Raw genomic sequence first — 15,024 nt, 5'->3', positions numbered from 1 at the left:
ATTGAATGATTTAATGGACCAAGAACAGAGCTTTTTGCCGGAACGTTATCGAAACTTATCGGAAGACGAGATGCAAATACGCATTCGTGAAATAAAAGAGCAATTTGGAGAGAAATTATTTATTCCAGGACATCATTATCAAAAGGACGAAATTGTTGAATTTGCGGATGCAACAGGCGATTCACTGCAGCTCGCTCAAATTTGTCAGGCGAATGAAAAAGCGGAACATATCGTATTTTGTGGGGTTCACTTCATGGCAGAGACGGCGGATATGTTGACGACAGACGAGCAAACTGTGTATTTGCCGGATATGCGAGCAGGCTGTTCGATGGCAGATATGGCGGATATTGAACAGACGGAGCGCGCTTGGACGAAATTACAAGGGCAGTTTGGAGATACGATCATCCCGTTAACGTATGTCAACTCGACTGCGGCGATTAAAGCGTTCGTCGGGCGACATGGAGGAGCGACGGTAACGAGCTCGAACGCACATACGATGGTCGAATGGGCGATGACGCAAAAGGAGCGCATTTTATTTTTACCTGACCAACATTTAGGACGCAATACAGCGGCCGACCTCGGAATCGCATTAAATGAAATGGCAGTTTGGGACCCGATTCATGACCGCTTCGAATATGACGGCGATTTAGAAAAAGTGAAAGTGATTTTATGGAAAGGGCACTGTTCTGTCCACGAAAACTTTACAGTGAAAAATATAGAGTGGGTGCGTGAAACGTATCCGAATATGAACATTATCGTGCACCCAGAATGTCCGTATGAAGTCGTTGCAGCGTCAGATCAAAACGGCTCGACGAAAAAAATTATTGAAACGATTGAAGCAGCAGCACCAGGAACAGAGTGGGCAATCGGTACCGAAATGAACTTAGTGAACCGCCTCATTGCGAGTCATCCTGATAAAAAAATCATTTCGCTTAATCCATACATGTGTCCATGTCTTACGATGAATCGCATCGATTTACCACACTTATTGTGGAGCTTAGAAAGCATCGTGGCAAATGAGCATGTGAACGTCATCACGGTAGATGAAGAGACGACGAAGCAATCCCTTCTCGCTTTAGACCGCATGTTACAACGTGCATAGTGGCAACTTTTCTTGACAATTCGTTTAGATGTTGTATGATAATAAAAACTAAACATCGGCGATAAGAAGACCGAGTAATGATCGTGAACGAATGTCAGAGAGCGAAACAGTAGCTGAAAGTTTCGTCATTCGAGCGGTGATGAACCTACCTTCTTGCTCTAATAACATTAGCGCGTCATTCACGTTAAGAATGATAGAGAGAAATGAGAAATCATTTAATCGAAGGTGGTACCGCGGAAACATATGTTTTCGTCCTCGAACGAGGGCGATACATATGTTTTTTTACGTTCAAGGAGGAGAAAAAATGCGAATTACTGTAAAAATCGGGAGTAGTTCCCTTACGAATGTGAATGGCGAAATTGATAAAGAAAAAATGATTGAACATGTGCAAGCGATTGCTGAATTGAAAAAGCGTGGCTATGAAGTGATGCTCGTATCATCAGGAGCTGTCGCAAGTGGCTTCAAACAGTTGAACTACGCAACGCGTCCGACGACGGTAAAAGGAAAACAAGCAGCTGCTGCAGTCGGTCAAAGCTTACTCATTAAAACATATATCGAATTGTTTCATTATTTTGACATTATTCCAGCACAAATTTTATTGACGCGTGATGATTTTACAAATCCGAAATCGTTCAACCATATTTTCAATACGATTACCGAACTGTTAGAACGTGGTGTCGTACCGATTATTAATGAAAACGATACGGTATCGATTGCGGAATTAACATTTGGCGATAACGATTTACTTTCCGCTTATGTGGCAGGGTTTTTACATGCGGATCAGCTCATCATTTTAACGGATATTAACGGCATTTATTCAGCTAATCCGAGCCAAGATCCGACGGCGGTTAAATATGATAAAATTACAGAATTGACGCCGGAACTGTTCGGGCAAACGACGTCAGAAGGTTCTTCGCTCGGTACAGGCGGGATGAAATCGAAATTGTACGCAGCGGAAGTAGCAGGAGAGCTCGGAGTTGCTTGCTTTATCGGACGTGGCGAATCGAAAGATAAATTGACGGATATCGTAGACGGTCACGGGGACGGGACGTACATTCAATTAGACGTTGAAAAATCGATGACGAAAAAACGTCAATGGGTCGCATTACATGCGGAACCGGCAGGGACGATCATCGTCGACGAAGGGGCGAAAGAAGCGCTCATGAACCGTGGGAAAAGTTTACTTCCCGTAGGGGTCACTCGCGTAGAAGGAGACTTTTCTGCAGGGGATGTCGTCAATGTGTACTGCGGTGATGAACTGATCGGAAAAGGACGCGTCGCTTACGATGCGAAAACATTGATGGGTTACAAAGAAGAATCAGGCGAAACGAAAGAAATTATCCACCGTGATGAGTGGGTGCAAATAGGGGGAATTTTACATGGAAATGATTGAAATCGGTCAACTTGCTAAAAAAGCGAGCCAGCAATTAGCACAACTGACAGAAGAACAGACGAATGAAGTGTTACGCGCGATCGCTTCACAGTTAGAAGAAGATGCAGAGACGATTTTAGCAGCGAATGCGCAAGATATGGCGCAAGCGGAGAAAGACGGAATCGAAGCGAGTGTTCAAGACCGTATGTTGTTAACGGAAGACCGTTTAGCAGACATGATCGACGCGGTTCGTGAAATTGCGAAGCTGCCAACACCAATCGGCAATGTGTTAACGGAAACGACGCACGCGCAAGGGATGTCGATTGAAAAGACAGTTGTGCCACTCGGTGTCGTTGCGATGATTTACGAAGCGCGCCCGAACGTGACAGTGGACGCAGCAGCGCTCACATTTAAAACGAATAACGCCGTTATTTTACGCGGTTCTTCATCTGTTTTAAAGACGAATATGGCGATGATAAACTCGATTCAACGTGCGTTAATAGCGCAACGAGTAGACGAGCACGCGATTCAATTGTTGACGAATACGAGTTATGAATTTGCGGATCAATTGTTGACGCTGAACGGTTATGTCGACGTCATCATTCCACGTGGCGGTCAAGGACTCATTCAAAACGTCGTGAAAAAAGCGACCGTGCCAGTCATTGAAACAGGAGCGGGCAACTGCCATCTCTTTATCGATGAGGAAGCAAACCCAAGCATGGCATTAAATATTGCCCTCAATGCAAAATTGCAAAGAACTTCTGTCTGTAATGCGATTGAAACGATTCTCCTACACGAGAAATTTGACGCTTCTCCATTGCTTGCAGAACTTCAAAAGCGCAACGTTCGCATTTATGCAGACGATGCAGATTTACAAGGAGAAGGCGTGCAACCTGTTGCAGGATGGGATACGGAATTTTTAAATGAATCGGTTCGTTTAAAACGTGTCGCATCCGTAGAAGAAGCGATTGAGCATATTAATCGATACGGCACGAAGCATTCTGAAGCAATCATTACAGAAAATATCGCTCACGCGAATCAATTTTTACAAAGCGTGGATGCTTCGACGGTGTACCACAATGTGTCGACACGCTTCACAGACGGCTTTGAATTCGGGTTCGGTGCAGAAATCGGCATTAGTACACAAAAACTTCATGCGCGCGGTCCGATGGGATTAGACGCGCTCACGTCAACAAAATATATCGTCCGAGGCAACGGCCAAACGCGCGGATAATGGAAACGAAACATAGTCGTTCAGGAAGAGCGACTATGTTTTTATTATCGTTAAAAAAATTTCAAAAAATCAGCAAAAATATATTTGAATTATTTGAAAATAGTGTACAATTGAAAGATAGCATTAAAGGGGGAATCATTCATGGAATTAACGATTGAACGTGCAACTAAGTTGCAAACGAAACCGAATTGGAGTGACTTAACATTCGGTACAACATTTACAGATCATATGTTTGTGATGGATTATGAAGTAGGGAAAGGATGGTATGATGCGCGCATTATGCCGTACCAAGATTTACCTCTCAGTCCAGCAGCAGTCGTTCTTCATTATGGGCAAACGGTATTTGAAGGTTTGAAGGCGTATAAAGATGACGCCGAAGAAATTTTCTTATTTCGTCCTGATGAAAATATGAAGCGCATGAATGATTCGTGTGAACGTTTATGTATGCCGACATTCGACGGACAGTTCGTGATTGAAGCGATGAAACAATTGATTGAAATTGAACAAGATTGGGTGCCTGAAGTGGATGGAATGGCGCTTTACATTCGTCCTGTCATGTATGCGACAGAAGCGCATTTAGGAGTATCTCCATCAAAACAATATCGCTTTATCATTTTATTATCACCGGTAGGCTCTTATTACGCAGAAGGGATCAACCCTGTTAAAATTGCAGTGGAAAGCCAGTTCGTCCGTGCGGTAAAAGGAGGAACAGGTGCAGCGAAAACAGCTGGAAACTATGCAGCAGCGTTAAAAGCGCAAGAAGTCGCTGAAAAAGAAGGGTACTCTCAAGTGCTTTGGTTAGACGGACGTGAGCAAAAGTATATTGAAGAAGTAGGTGCGATGAACGTCTTCTTTAAAATCGATGGCAAAATTGTCACACCAGAATTGAATGGCAGTATTTTGCCAGGAATTACACGTAAATCGGTTTTACAATTGCTTCGTCATTGGGAGATGGACGTAGAAGAGCGTCGTCTTTCGATTGATGAATTGTTGGAAGCGGCGAAAAACGGTACACTCGAAGAAGCGTTCGGAACAGGGACAGCGGCTGTCATTTCTCCGATTGGCGAGTTGTTTTACAAAGGTGAAAAAACGGTCATTAACAACAATGAAATCGGTCCTGTCGCGAAAAAAATCTACGACACAATTACAGGGATACAAAGCGGTGATGTCGAAGATCCATTTGGCTGGCGTGTACAAGTAATTTAATCATGATATTTTAAAACTAAGAGGGACGGTCTCTCTTAGTTTTTTTGATGTTTCAGAAAGAAAGAGTAGCCGTTTTGTTAAAAACACGCTATGATAGAGGGGAACGTATGTTAGGAGTGCGACATTTTGAAGAAAAGTAATTGGAAAATAAAAATGAGTCGCTTCATCACCCTCGCGATGTTAATGACAGGTTTAATCTTCGGATACTTATATACAGGAGATTGGATGATTGCGTTAGCTAGTTTAGGTGGGGTAGCCATCATCATCACGCTATTTACCTTTTTGCATCTTACGTATCGTCACCGTCAATGGCGAAAAGTAGAGATGGATGCGATTGATGAAATGACTGGTGAGCAATTTGAACAATATTTAGTGAAATTGTTTAAAGCGCACGGATATAAAGTGAAACATACGCCTCTTTCCGGGGATTATGGAGCGGATTTAATTTTAAAAGATGCGGGGCATACGATTGTTGTGCAAGCGAAGCGCTACCGTTCGACTGTCGGTTTACAAGCCGTGCAAGAGGCGCTTGGTTCCATCAATATGTATGATGCGGACGAAGCTTGGGTTGTGACAAATAGCACATATACGAATCAAGCGAAAAAACTCGCGGAGGCGAATGACGTCTATTTAATCGATCGTCAAGGGCTGCGCGAGCTCGTGCGAGAAGTCACTTAGGTGGAGCGTTTTTTTGCATTTCATTATAAATCCATAACGTTGCTTTTTGTAAGTCTTGCAGTGGGATGTGTGGATATTTTTCATGTAAAATGTCTACACAAGTCCCGACATCGACTTCTCTTAACAATGATTGAATTTCTTTTGCGATGTGAGGATCTATCGGAACTTTTTTCGACTTAATGGATACTTCGCTACTTGCTACTAAATAAAATAATAAACTATGCGCCAGAGCAATTCCGGCTGCTGTCCCTGTCGTTAAATGAACATTGTTCGTCAAAGATTCTAAAACGACGACGATAGAAAAGCTCGTTACTGTGTCGACGAGAAAGGTGAGCCAAAACGATTCAGGGCGTCTACGCAATGCTTGAATCGCTGTTAAAATCGCATCAGTGACAAAACCGAAAAGAAAATCAAAGAAATAAAAAATAAGTAAAAAGACGATTAAACTCCATGTGCTGGAATATGAGTTGTCCATAAAGAAAATAATGCCACTATCGATAAAAATAAGTGGAACGAAAATGATGCTAAACGATAGCATAAGGAGAAAAAAGAGCGATAATCGTTTCAAGCTAAGAACTCCTTTCAAAATCTAGTACAAATTATACCATAGAAGGAGTGGTGATATGTCGAATATACGCTTAAAAGGTGCGCTACTCGACGACGAGACGCGTTGCGTACATTATCATTCTCCGTTAGATGTTGTAGCGCTTCAATGTTATGAATGTCGAACGTTTTATGTGGCGTTTGTCGCACGTTGCACACGATTGAGGCGTATCAATCGATGACGCATTGCACAAACTGCCAAGCGCCATTCAATCCAAAATGCACGCTCCACGCCAAGCACTATTTCGAATAAAAAATCGTCTTTTACATGAAAAAACCTTTCCGCTACATGAGTAGAGGAAAGGTTTTTAGTATTAGTCGATGACGGCGATAAACTCTTCATCATCTGTCAATTGTAAGTCAACGGAAGCACTTAATGGATCGACATCGGTATATTGTTCTAAATATAAGCGAATCGCTGCGACGAGTTCAGGCATTAATAAATCTTCCGTCACTCCGCGATATGTTACTTCCGCAAGAAATGGCTGTGGAAAATCGTCATCATAGACGATCTCCGCTTCGAAATCTTCCGGTTCGGCACCGCGCTTTTGTGCTTCGTATAAACAAACACCGTTAATGAGTTCTTGAACCGTTAAGATGAGCGCCATGATTGGTGATCCTCATCTTTCTTTTCTTTTTTGCCGAATAAAAACTTAATGAGGCGGAAAAGTAGTCCGATAATGACGACGATGAAGAGAATGTTTAAAATCATGCCGACGATTGGACCGAGTGCGCCTAAACCACCGAGTAAGCTACCGAATAAAAGACCAGCGAGTCCACCCATCATTAATCCACCAAGGAAGCCACCACGTTTATTTGGTTGGTCCGGTGATTTTTTAGGCGTCTGGTTAACGTTTTGTTTTTGGTCGTTCTTTTTGTTGATGTTGGATTTATTCGGTGTTGGATTACTTTTATTAAATCCACTTTTACCTGATTTGACACGTTTTGCTTCTGCTACAGACACATCATCTGTCATAAGAGCACCGATTGTTGGGCTCATGACGATTGTCAGTGCAAGGAAAGCTGCAAATAATTTTTTCACTATGAAAACCTCCTACTAAATCTCTTTCTATTGTACCGTACAACGAAAAAAAGTGATACTAATTTGAATGAATGATGATTGTTTCGTATTGTTCTTGCAATTGGAGCAGTCGCTCGTCTGCGAGGCGTTTTTGTTTGACGAGTTCCGCTTGCATTTTTTTCACTTGTTGATACGGTTTTTGCAATGTTTCGGTATGCTCTTGAATTTTTTGATGAACGAGAAAATCGAAAATAAAACCATCAAAGAAAAAGTCAGCAAAGCTGAGCGCGAAAGAAGGGACGATTTTCATTTCTTGCTCGATTATTTTTTGCACATCTTGTAATTCGATTTCATAATCGCGTAACGCACGACGTAAAGGCAATGTTTCATTTTCAGCGGCTTGCATTTCCGAATGTTTGAGCGCTGTCGAAATGATTCCACCACCGAACATGTCGAGCATCGAATAGCCTGAAGCATTGTCCAAGCTTTTAAACATTTTGTCGAAGACGTGAAGCACGTGCACACCGGCTGCATGCGCTTCTTGAATTTGTTCGATGAGGTGGTGTAGTTCTTCTTGTTGAAGACGTATCGATTGTGCGTGTTCATAAGCTTCTTGATCTGTCGTCATGATGGATAAAGCTTTCGCTTCTAGCCATGTTTTGTAACGTTCGTCCATATCGCCTATACTAGCGATCCGTTTGGTGACATCGTCATATTGCTCTTCGCATTTTTTAAGTTGATGCTCCGCTTCTTTTAATCGTTGTTCCGCCTCGAATGCTTCAGTTAGTTCTTGATCGATGACCGTATCCCATGAACCTATTTTTTGTTTCACGAATTTCTTTAATGAAAATCGTTGCAATGCTTCCACATCGCGATATTCTTTTTCGTGTTCACGTTGGAGTATTTGGACTTCTTTTTTATAATGGTCGCATCGTTTTGCTAAAGCAGTTTGCTCTCTTTGCAGTTGACTCATGTAGAGTCGTTCTGTTTGAATATGTTCATATTGTTGTTGCAGTGATGTTCGCATCTTCTCACCTCACTTGTTATGATACATATACGGAACAAGATTGAAAAAGGTTTCAAAAAGGGTGACAATGAGTGAATACATTTTTACAACAAGTAGAAGAGCGGACGGGTGTTCTTTTTAATGAGGAACAAATGGCAGCCATTCATCATGAAGAAGGACCAGCGCTCGTCTTAGCATGTCCAGGGTCGGGCAAAACGACGACGATGATTACGCGACTTGCACGACTAATAGAAGAGCGTCATGTCGCACCGCAACGATTGCTTGCCATTTCTTTTAGTAAAGCAGCGGCACTCGCATTAGGAGAGAAGTTTACGCAGTTTTTCCCGCATTTACCAAAACCTCAATTTGCGACGATTCATCGTTTAGCATTTCATATTACACGGCATTATTTTGCGAAATATGAAGTGGCGTATCAATTGATCGAAAGCAATCAAGCACCGATTACGAAGCAACAATTGCTGAAAAAAAGCTATGAAATGGTCATGCGTTTATCGGCGACAGATGATGTCTTACAAGAACTAGAGACGCATATTACGTTATTGAAAAATAAAATGGTGCCAGTCGAGCGGTGGAAAGAAGTCGAAGGACCATTTGAACGAGCAGGAGATATCGCTTATCAGTACGAGCAGTTGAAACGGCAATCAAGCCCGCGTTTGATCGATTTTGATGATATGTTGGAAATCGGAGAGCAAGCGTTACGAGAAGATGCGCAAATACGGCAACACTACGCTTCATTTTATGACTTTATCGCAACAGATGAAAGTCAAGATACGTCGCTCGTCCAATTTAAATTAATTGAACATTTACTCGTCCATCATCAAAATGTATTCGTCGTAGCGGACGATGATCAGTCGATTTACATGTGGCGAGGCGCGAGCCCGACGTATTTATTACAATTTGAACGTCATTATCCGAACGCATCATTTTATCATTTGCAATACAATTATCGTTCTGCTACGTCGATTATTGAACGGGCGAATCGTTTAATTCAACATAATCAAAAACGGTATGAAAAAGAGATGAATGCCGTGCGAGAGACGGAAGGAGATATCCGCGTCATCGCTTATGAGACGGAAACATTCCAAACGAATGCGATTGTCGATCAACTCGTAGAAGCTGAAAACTTTGATATGTATGCGATTTTATTCCGAAACAATAAGTCGGCGATTCCTTACATTATGGAATTGCATAAGCGAGGTATCCCTTTCCAATTGAAAGATGAACAAGGATTTTTCTTTAATCATTGGATTGTGAAAGATTTGTTTCATTTTTTCGCATTGAGTGAAGATCGGACGAATGTGGAAGCGTTCGGGAAAATCGCATTTAAATTGCAACTTTATTTATCGCGCGTCATGTTGAACAATTTAAAAGGACGGACCGTTCCACACTCCGTGTTTGATACTTTTATTGAAGTGAATGATTTACGTGCGAACCAAAAAGAAAGCTTGCAAATGATTGATGAGACACTTGATGAATTTCCGAAACAGACGATTGCTGAATGCATTCGGACGATTCGTCAAACGTTTCGTTACGAAGAAGCGATCGTTCAACGTGCGGAAAAGTTCGGTTATCGTTTAGAGACGATGATACAAATTTTAGATGAAATGGAACAACTTGGGGAATCGTGTCAAACGGTCGAACAGTTTCGAGAGAAAATCGATGAATTACAACGAGCCGTCAAGGAAGCGAAGCATAAAGGAAATACACCACGCGTCACATTATCGACCATCCATTCTGCAAAAGGATTAGAATGGGATACCGTCTTTTTAATCGATGCTTCAGATGGTATTTTACCTTCTGAACGCGATGTGGAAGATGCCGAAATGTTAGAAGAAGCGAGACGACTTTTCTATGTTGGAATGACGCGTGCAAAAAATACATGTTTGATTTCATATCCGAAACGAACGGAAGACCGTGAACGCGCGCGTAGCAGTTTTTTAGAAGAATGTTTCGAATTTGAAGATGCGACAAAACGCCATGTCACGATATCGACACGACCGAAAGTAGCGAAGCGAAAAGCGCGTCCTCAAGTGAATGAACATGGCATGACGAAGCTTGAACAATTCGCCATTCAAAAACGCGTGGAACACCGTGTTTTCGGGGAAGGCATCATTATCGAATTGACAGCGCGAGATGTGAAAATACGCTTTGAAAAAGAGACGAAGCAATTTGATTTGCAAACTGTCATGACGTACGGATTTTTAACAGAACGCGAATAAACTATTGACAAAACCGCCTTACGTCCTTAACATATTGACTATTACAAGAAAATGAACGAAATTACGCAAATTGAAGTAGGATGACAAGACGCAGCATGTAGAGACTGAGCGGATGGTGAAAGCTCAGGTGGTTGTCAAACGAATTACGTTTTGCATAAATAGTAATTTCACAATTCGAGCGGACTTTACAGTCAAGCAGGGTGGTAACGCGGAGCACACTTCGTCCCTAATCTAGGGATAGAGTGTGCTCTTTATATTTGGAGGGAATTGGAAATGTTACAAATGAAAAAATTAGTTACCCCGAAAACAGGAGAAGCTGTTTTTGTACTTCTTCTGACACTTAGCTTACTTAGTATATTTATTATCGGACTAGGTGTCGCACCACATATTCCGTTATTGTTAGCTCTTTTTGTATTGATCGGATACGGTTTATTAAAAGGGGTAAAATACCGCGATTTAGAAGCAGGTATGGTCGAAGGGACAAGTTCAAGTTTAGGTGCCGTTTATTTATTTTTTATGATTGGGATTTTAACGAGTAGTTGGATGGTCGGCGGAACGATTCCGACGTTAATGATGACGAGCTTTGAACTCGTCACGCCACAATTTTTCTTTATGACGATATTCATCGTGACAGGAATTGTCGGCATTTCCATCGGTAGTTCGTTAACGACTGTTGCGACGATTGGCGTTGCGTTTTTCTCGATGGCAGCAGCGCTCGACCTTTCATTACCGATGGCAGCAGGCGCGATTGTGAGCGGCGCGTTTTTCGGCGATAAAATGTCTCCACTTTCAGATACGACGACAATCGCTTCGAAAACGGTCGGTGTCGATTTGTTCGAACATATTAAAAATATGGGATGGACGACGATTCCTGCTTTTCTCATTAGCGCCGTATTGTTTGCGATTTTGACGCCATCTGTCGGCGAATTAAATTTAGCGCAATTAGAGGAATATAAACAAAATATTTTAGCGACAGGACTCGTTCACGGGTATAGTTGGATTCCGATTATCGTGTTGTTCATCTGTACATTTTTACGCGTTCCTGCTGTGTTAACATTGTTCATCAGTTCAGCGACAGCGCTCATCTTATCGCGCTTCCATTCTTCGTACACAGTCGGAGAATATGTCGATATTTTATTCGGAGGATTCGAAACGAATACTGGGCATGAAGCGATCGATGCTTTACTTTCAAAAGCGGACGGCTTAATGGGCATGATGTTTACGATTTCCCTCGTATTGCTCGCATTAAGCATGGGTGGTCTATTGTTTAAACTCGGCATCATTCAAGCGATTTTGGAGCCTTTTGCCCATCGTTTAAAAACAAAAGCATCTGTCATCGTTGGCGCGGCATGTACAGCGATCGGTGTGAACTTAGCGATCGGAGAACAATATTTATCCATTTTACTGACGGGTCAATCGTTCGCTCCTCATTTTGAGAAAAATGGCTTAGCGATGAAAAATTTAAGCCGTGTCATGGAAGATGCAGGAACGGTCATTAACCCACTCGTTCCGTGGGGCGTATGTGGCATTTTCATTTCGACGACGCTCGGCATTCCGGTCATCAGTTACATTCCATTTGCGTTTTTCTGTTTATTATCACCGATTTTAACGATTATTTTTGGATTGACGGGCAAAACATTAACGAAAGCATAGGAGAGATACAATGATTCTCGTGAGCAGTTGTTTAGCAGGTAACAAAGTGCGTTATGATGGAGGGCATTGTTTGCAAGAAGTGATTGAAACACTCGTCCGCGAAGGAAAAGCAGTGACCGTTTGTCCAGAAGTGATGGGCGGTATGTCGACACCTCGCGAACCTTCAGAAATCATAGGGGGAGACGGGTTCGATGTGTTAGACGGACGCGCGCGTGTCGTATCGATTTCAGGAGTTGACTTGACGGACGCTTTTTTAAAAGGGGCAAACGAAGCGTTACAAGTTGCACGAAAATACGGTGCGACGACAATCGTCTTAAAAGAAGAAAGCCCTTCTTGTGGCAGTGCGTTCATTTATGACGGAACGTTTACCGGCATGAAAATAAGTGGCCATGGTGTGACCGCAGCTCTTTTTAAGCGAGAAGGCTATGACGTGTACAATGAAAAACAATGGTTGAAACAATACACATAAAAAACGTCAGAAACTGATGAAACAATTCAGTTTCTGACGTTTTTTTATTATTCTAACGGGACACAATGTTCTTCTGTCGTGTTATAGCGTTGGATGTGTAATCCTTCCGCAATAGACCATTCCGCTAATAAAACGGTATGCAGTGCGCCGACTTCACCTAATAGCCAAGCGTCCGAAAGTCCGAGTTGTTGTAATGTGGATTGGTGGATTTCGCCTTCGCTAATGAGTAAATAACTTAAATGAGGTTGTGCGACATCTATGTTCAATTGAGCGTTTGTCGGAGGTTCTAAGTGCGCATACTTTTGTACGCTAAATGTGCCGTCTGGTTCTAAAAATAAATGATACACTTCTTTCAAAGAAAAAATTCCTTGAGTTCTTAAAATAGAGCGCAATTGTTCCATTTCGAGCTTTTGTTTGCGACATGTTTCAGCGATGATTGTCCCTTTATAAATTAAGCAAATCGGCACACCTTTCACAATTTTGCGCAAGCGATCGGAGCGGTAAACGAGCGTTTCAAAAACGTAAGATAAAGTAACCCAGATGGCAAGCGCAACGGCCATTTGCCAGATAGGTATTTGTTCATCGTAAACGGACTCTTCTACAATACCTCCGAAAACCATGAAATAGACGATATCACTCGGTGTCAATTGGGCTAAATGTTTCTTTCCGAGCAAACGAATGAAAAAAAGTAATAAAAGAAAGCCTACGATTAATTTACTAGCGATGAGAACCATACAATCACCCACTTTTTAACAGGATATACCCTTTCGTTATTAGAAAAAAACGTCAACTCGCTCATGAGTTGACGTTTTGGGCTATCGTTTATGCAATTGGGTGATGAGCGCATGTCCGTTATTGTAACGTAATGTCGCAGTCCATCGATATTCATAATCAATCAAAGTTTCATTTGGCTCGTAGACATCCGCTTCGCGAATCGCTTGCCCGACATTAAGCTGAATCGGGTAGGTTGTCTTCGCTAGATGATCTTCCTCATAGTTATATAAATAAAAAGAACCTTCTAAAAAGATCCGTTCATCTGGCTTCGTCAGTTGAACGCGACGCAAAGTAAGTTCGCCGTTTAATTCATCAAAAATAGCATACACTTTCGCTTGATAATGTGCATTGTTTGTAATATCTTGTTGCATCGTGTCATCCAATTGATCGAAAGAGGCTTCGACTGGTATCGAAATCGTAGGATTTTCATCGCTATTTTGATAGGACACGGCTGGGATTGTAAATGTCTCTTTCGATTGTAAAATTTGCCATAATGGAAAGGCGACGACGAGTAAACAAAGGATAGAAAGTCCAACTGTAATCAACCATTCTGAAACTGTCAATTTACGCATGGGTCTGTCCCTCATTTCTGCGCGTTCGTTCAAACCAGTAACCGAATCCAATCATCAACAATCCAGCGATGACGAAAAATAACGATTGTGGAATGAGGTCGAACGTGTAATCAAAGTATAGACGGGAAATTAAAATCCCGATAAACACGATCGCTTGTAAAGAAGCATACTTCAATAATGCGAAAGCGAAAATAGCGAATGCGATGGTGAAGCTCGTACTGTAAATCGAAGCTGAATTTTCAGATACCGCTTGCCATGTAAACCGTCCCATTAAAGAGAGTGATGTAATACTAATGATGATTGTCCCGAGCCATCTCGATAAATTGAAATATTTTTCAAAATGATTGAAAAATAAGGCAATTCCTAAAATGAAGATGAATGAAATAGGAACAATCTCAGGAACGTCAATGCTGCTCATTAAAGCGGCGATCCATGTTACGAGTACAGCGACAACACTGATAAATCCGAGCTTCGATTCTTTTAATTTCACTTCATTGACCCACATGAGGAAAGCGATGAGTGGAAAAATGAGCAAAATTCCAAAAGAGAAGACGGCAGCATATCCAATGGATGATAAAAACAGCGCCCCAGCAAAGAGTAATGTAATCGGTAAGTCTACTAAAAATAAGACGAGTGGGATCAGTGTGACGGCCCAGAGGAGCGCAATCATTCCCGTTTCAATTTGATTCGTATACAGTGACGCGATAAAATACAAACTCGCGCCCGTTATAAAAGCGGCGATGTAATAAAAAGCACGTGCAGTTTTTTCGAAATGATGTTGTAAAGCGAAAGCGACGACGTAACTCGTTAATGTTGCGACGAATAAAATGCTGAACTTTAACAACAGTGAGAAGTGTGACCAATTCGTCGAAACAGCAATTAAAACACCGAGTCCGATTAAGATGGCACCGATTGCTAAAATAATCGACAAAGTAGAAAGACCTTCTTTTATTTCATACTTTTGAAGGGCTTCTTCTCGTTGTTCCTCCGAAATGACGCGTTCCTTCACTAAATAGTGCAGTTCTTGTTGTAATTGGCGATAATATGATGCAGTTATTTTTTTCATAAAGTTCGCCTCCTTCTCTTTCATTATA

The 15,024-nt window shown here is 41.9% G+C and carries 15 protein-coding genes; 8 read left to right on the top strand and 7 right to left on the bottom strand.

Annotation, left to right across the window (positions count from 1 at the left end; genetic code table 11):
* Positions 1-13: 13 nt before the first annotated feature.
* From nadA to IRY55_RS05315, 5 genes are all read left to right on the top strand, one after another.
* The gene (gene nadA, locus IRY55_RS05335; RefSeq protein WP_408015132.1) at positions 14-1,102 is read left to right on the top strand and encodes a quinolinate synthase NadA; all 1,089 of its coding nucleotides are present in this window, start codon (positions 14-16) and stop codon (positions 1,100-1,102) included.
* A gap of 274 nt (positions 1,103-1,376) precedes the next feature.
* Positions 1,377-2,495 (top strand): glutamate 5-kinase, encoded by a 1,119-nt coding sequence (gene proB / locus IRY55_RS05330; protein ID WP_194562202.1) that lies wholly within the window; start codon positions 1,377-1,379, stop codon positions 2,493-2,495.
* The gene (locus IRY55_RS05325) at positions 2,482-3,708 is read left to right on the top strand and encodes a glutamate-5-semialdehyde dehydrogenase (protein WP_235961019.1); all 1,227 of its coding nucleotides are present in this window, start codon (positions 2,482-2,484) and stop codon (positions 3,706-3,708) included. Before proB ends, IRY55_RS05325 begins: the two co-directional genes overlap by 14 nt.
* 141 nt (positions 3,709-3,849) lie before the next feature.
* A complete protein-coding gene (locus IRY55_RS05320; protein WP_194562201.1) occupies positions 3,850-4,914 on the top strand; it encodes a branched-chain amino acid aminotransferase in 1,065 nt (354 codons plus the stop codon).
* 126 nt (positions 4,915-5,040) lie between these two features.
* A complete protein-coding gene (locus IRY55_RS05315) occupies positions 5,041-5,592 on the top strand; it encodes a restriction endonuclease (protein WP_235961018.1) in 552 nt (183 codons plus the stop codon).
* Here IRY55_RS05315 and IRY55_RS05310 read toward each other — a convergent pair.
* The 4 genes from IRY55_RS05310 to IRY55_RS05295 all read right to left on the bottom strand — a co-directional run bounded on the left by IRY55_RS05310 (position 5,585) and on the right by IRY55_RS05295 (position 8,243).
* A complete protein-coding gene (locus IRY55_RS05310) occupies positions 5,585-6,160 on the bottom strand; it encodes a YrvL family regulatory protein (RefSeq protein ID WP_194562200.1) in 576 nt (191 codons plus the stop codon). The two genes, IRY55_RS05315 and IRY55_RS05310, sit on opposite strands and share 8 nt — an antisense overlap.
* 349 nt (positions 6,161-6,509) lie before the next feature.
* Positions 6,510-6,803: a DUF2653 family protein gene (locus tag IRY55_RS05305; protein ID WP_194562199.1), complete on the bottom strand. Its 294-nt coding sequence runs from the start codon at positions 6,801-6,803 to the stop codon at positions 6,510-6,512.
* Positions 6,788-7,237: a hypothetical protein gene (locus tag IRY55_RS05300; RefSeq protein ID WP_194562198.1), complete on the bottom strand. Its 450-nt coding sequence runs from the start codon at positions 7,235-7,237 to the stop codon at positions 6,788-6,790. Before IRY55_RS05300 ends, IRY55_RS05305 begins: the two co-directional genes overlap by 16 nt.
* A 58-nt stretch (positions 7,238-7,295) precedes the next feature.
* Positions 7,296-8,243, bottom strand: coding sequence for a hypothetical protein (locus IRY55_RS05295; protein WP_194562197.1), 948 nt, complete (start codon positions 8,241-8,243; stop codon positions 7,296-7,298).
* Between the two features lie 71 nt (positions 8,244-8,314).
* Here IRY55_RS05295 and IRY55_RS05290 point away from each other — a divergent pair, with 71 nt between their 5' ends.
* The 3 genes from IRY55_RS05290 (at position 8,315) to IRY55_RS05280 (ending at position 12,584) form a co-directional block, all read left to right on the top strand.
* Positions 8,315-10,462, top strand: a complete 2,148-nt coding sequence (locus IRY55_RS05290) for an ATP-dependent helicase (protein ID WP_194562196.1) — start codon at positions 8,315-8,317, stop codon at positions 10,460-10,462.
* Between the two features lie 273 nt (positions 10,463-10,735).
* A complete protein-coding gene (nhaC, locus tag IRY55_RS05285; RefSeq protein ID WP_194562195.1) occupies positions 10,736-12,115 on the top strand; it encodes a Na+/H+ antiporter NhaC in 1,380 nt (459 codons plus the stop codon).
* Between the two features lie 10 nt (positions 12,116-12,125).
* Positions 12,126-12,584 carry a DUF523 domain-containing protein gene (locus IRY55_RS05280; protein ID WP_194562194.1) on the top strand — a complete coding sequence of 153 codons (459 nt, stop codon included), beginning with the start codon at positions 12,126-12,128 and terminating at the stop codon, positions 12,582-12,584.
* A 47-nt stretch (positions 12,585-12,631) separates the two neighbouring features.
* On the opposite strand, the gene IRY55_RS05275 is transcribed toward IRY55_RS05280, so the two are convergent.
* The 3 genes from IRY55_RS05275 to IRY55_RS05265 form a co-directional block, all read right to left on the bottom strand.
* Complete coding sequence (locus IRY55_RS05275; RefSeq protein ID WP_194562193.1) at positions 12,632-13,318, bottom strand: DUF421 domain-containing protein; 687 nt, start codon at positions 13,316-13,318, stop codon at positions 12,632-12,634.
* An 81-nt stretch (positions 13,319-13,399) separates the two neighbouring features.
* Positions 13,400-13,930, bottom strand: a complete 531-nt coding sequence (locus tag IRY55_RS05270) for a hypothetical protein (protein ID WP_194562192.1) — start codon at positions 13,928-13,930, stop codon at positions 13,400-13,402.
* Positions 13,923-14,996: a DUF2157 domain-containing protein gene (locus IRY55_RS05265; protein WP_194562191.1), complete on the bottom strand. Its 1,074-nt coding sequence runs from the start codon at positions 14,994-14,996 to the stop codon at positions 13,923-13,925. The genes IRY55_RS05270 and IRY55_RS05265 overlap by 8 nt, the downstream gene beginning before the upstream one ends.
* Positions 14,997-15,024 lie beyond the last annotated feature (28 nt).

This window comes from Savagea serpentis (assembly GCF_015351395.1).
Classification (GTDB): Bacteria; Bacillota; Bacilli; order Bacillales_A; family Planococcaceae; genus Savagea; species Savagea serpentis.
Note: the sequence above shows the minus strand (reverse complement) of the source record. Positions and strands in the feature narration are given on the sequence as shown.

Coding starts and splice junctions, on each gene's coding strand:
- IRY55_RS05325 (WP_235961019.1), top strand. CDS start 2,482: ATGGAAATGATTGAAATCGGTCAACTTGCTAAAAAAGCGAGCCAGCAA.
- IRY55_RS05265 (WP_194562191.1), bottom strand. CDS start 14,996: ATGAAAAAAATAACTGCATCATATTATCGCCAATTACAACAAGAACTG.
- IRY55_RS05295 (WP_194562197.1), bottom strand. CDS start 8,243: ATGCGAACATCACTGCAACAACAATATGAACATATTCAAACAGAACGA.
- IRY55_RS05280 (WP_194562194.1), top strand. CDS start 12,126: ATGATTCTCGTGAGCAGTTGTTTAGCAGGTAACAAAGTGCGTTATGAT.
- nhaC (WP_194562195.1), top strand. CDS start 10,736: ATGTTACAAATGAAAAAATTAGTTACCCCGAAAACAGGAGAAGCTGTT.
- proB (WP_194562202.1), top strand. CDS start 1,377: ATGTTTTTTTACGTTCAAGGAGGAGAAAAAATGCGAATTACTGTAAAA.
- IRY55_RS05305 (WP_194562199.1), bottom strand. CDS start 6,803: ATGGCGCTCATCTTAACGGTTCAAGAACTCATTAACGGTGTTTGTTTA.
- IRY55_RS05275 (WP_194562193.1), bottom strand. CDS start 13,318: ATGGTTCTCATCGCTAGTAAATTAATCGTAGGCTTTCTTTTATTACTT.
- IRY55_RS05320 (WP_194562201.1), top strand. CDS start 3,850: ATGGAATTAACGATTGAACGTGCAACTAAGTTGCAAACGAAACCGAAT.
- IRY55_RS05270 (WP_194562192.1), bottom strand. CDS start 13,930: ATGCGTAAATTGACAGTTTCAGAATGGTTGATTACAGTTGGACTTTCT.
- nadA (WP_408015132.1), top strand. CDS start 14: ATGGACCAAGAACAGAGCTTTTTGCCGGAACGTTATCGAAACTTATCG.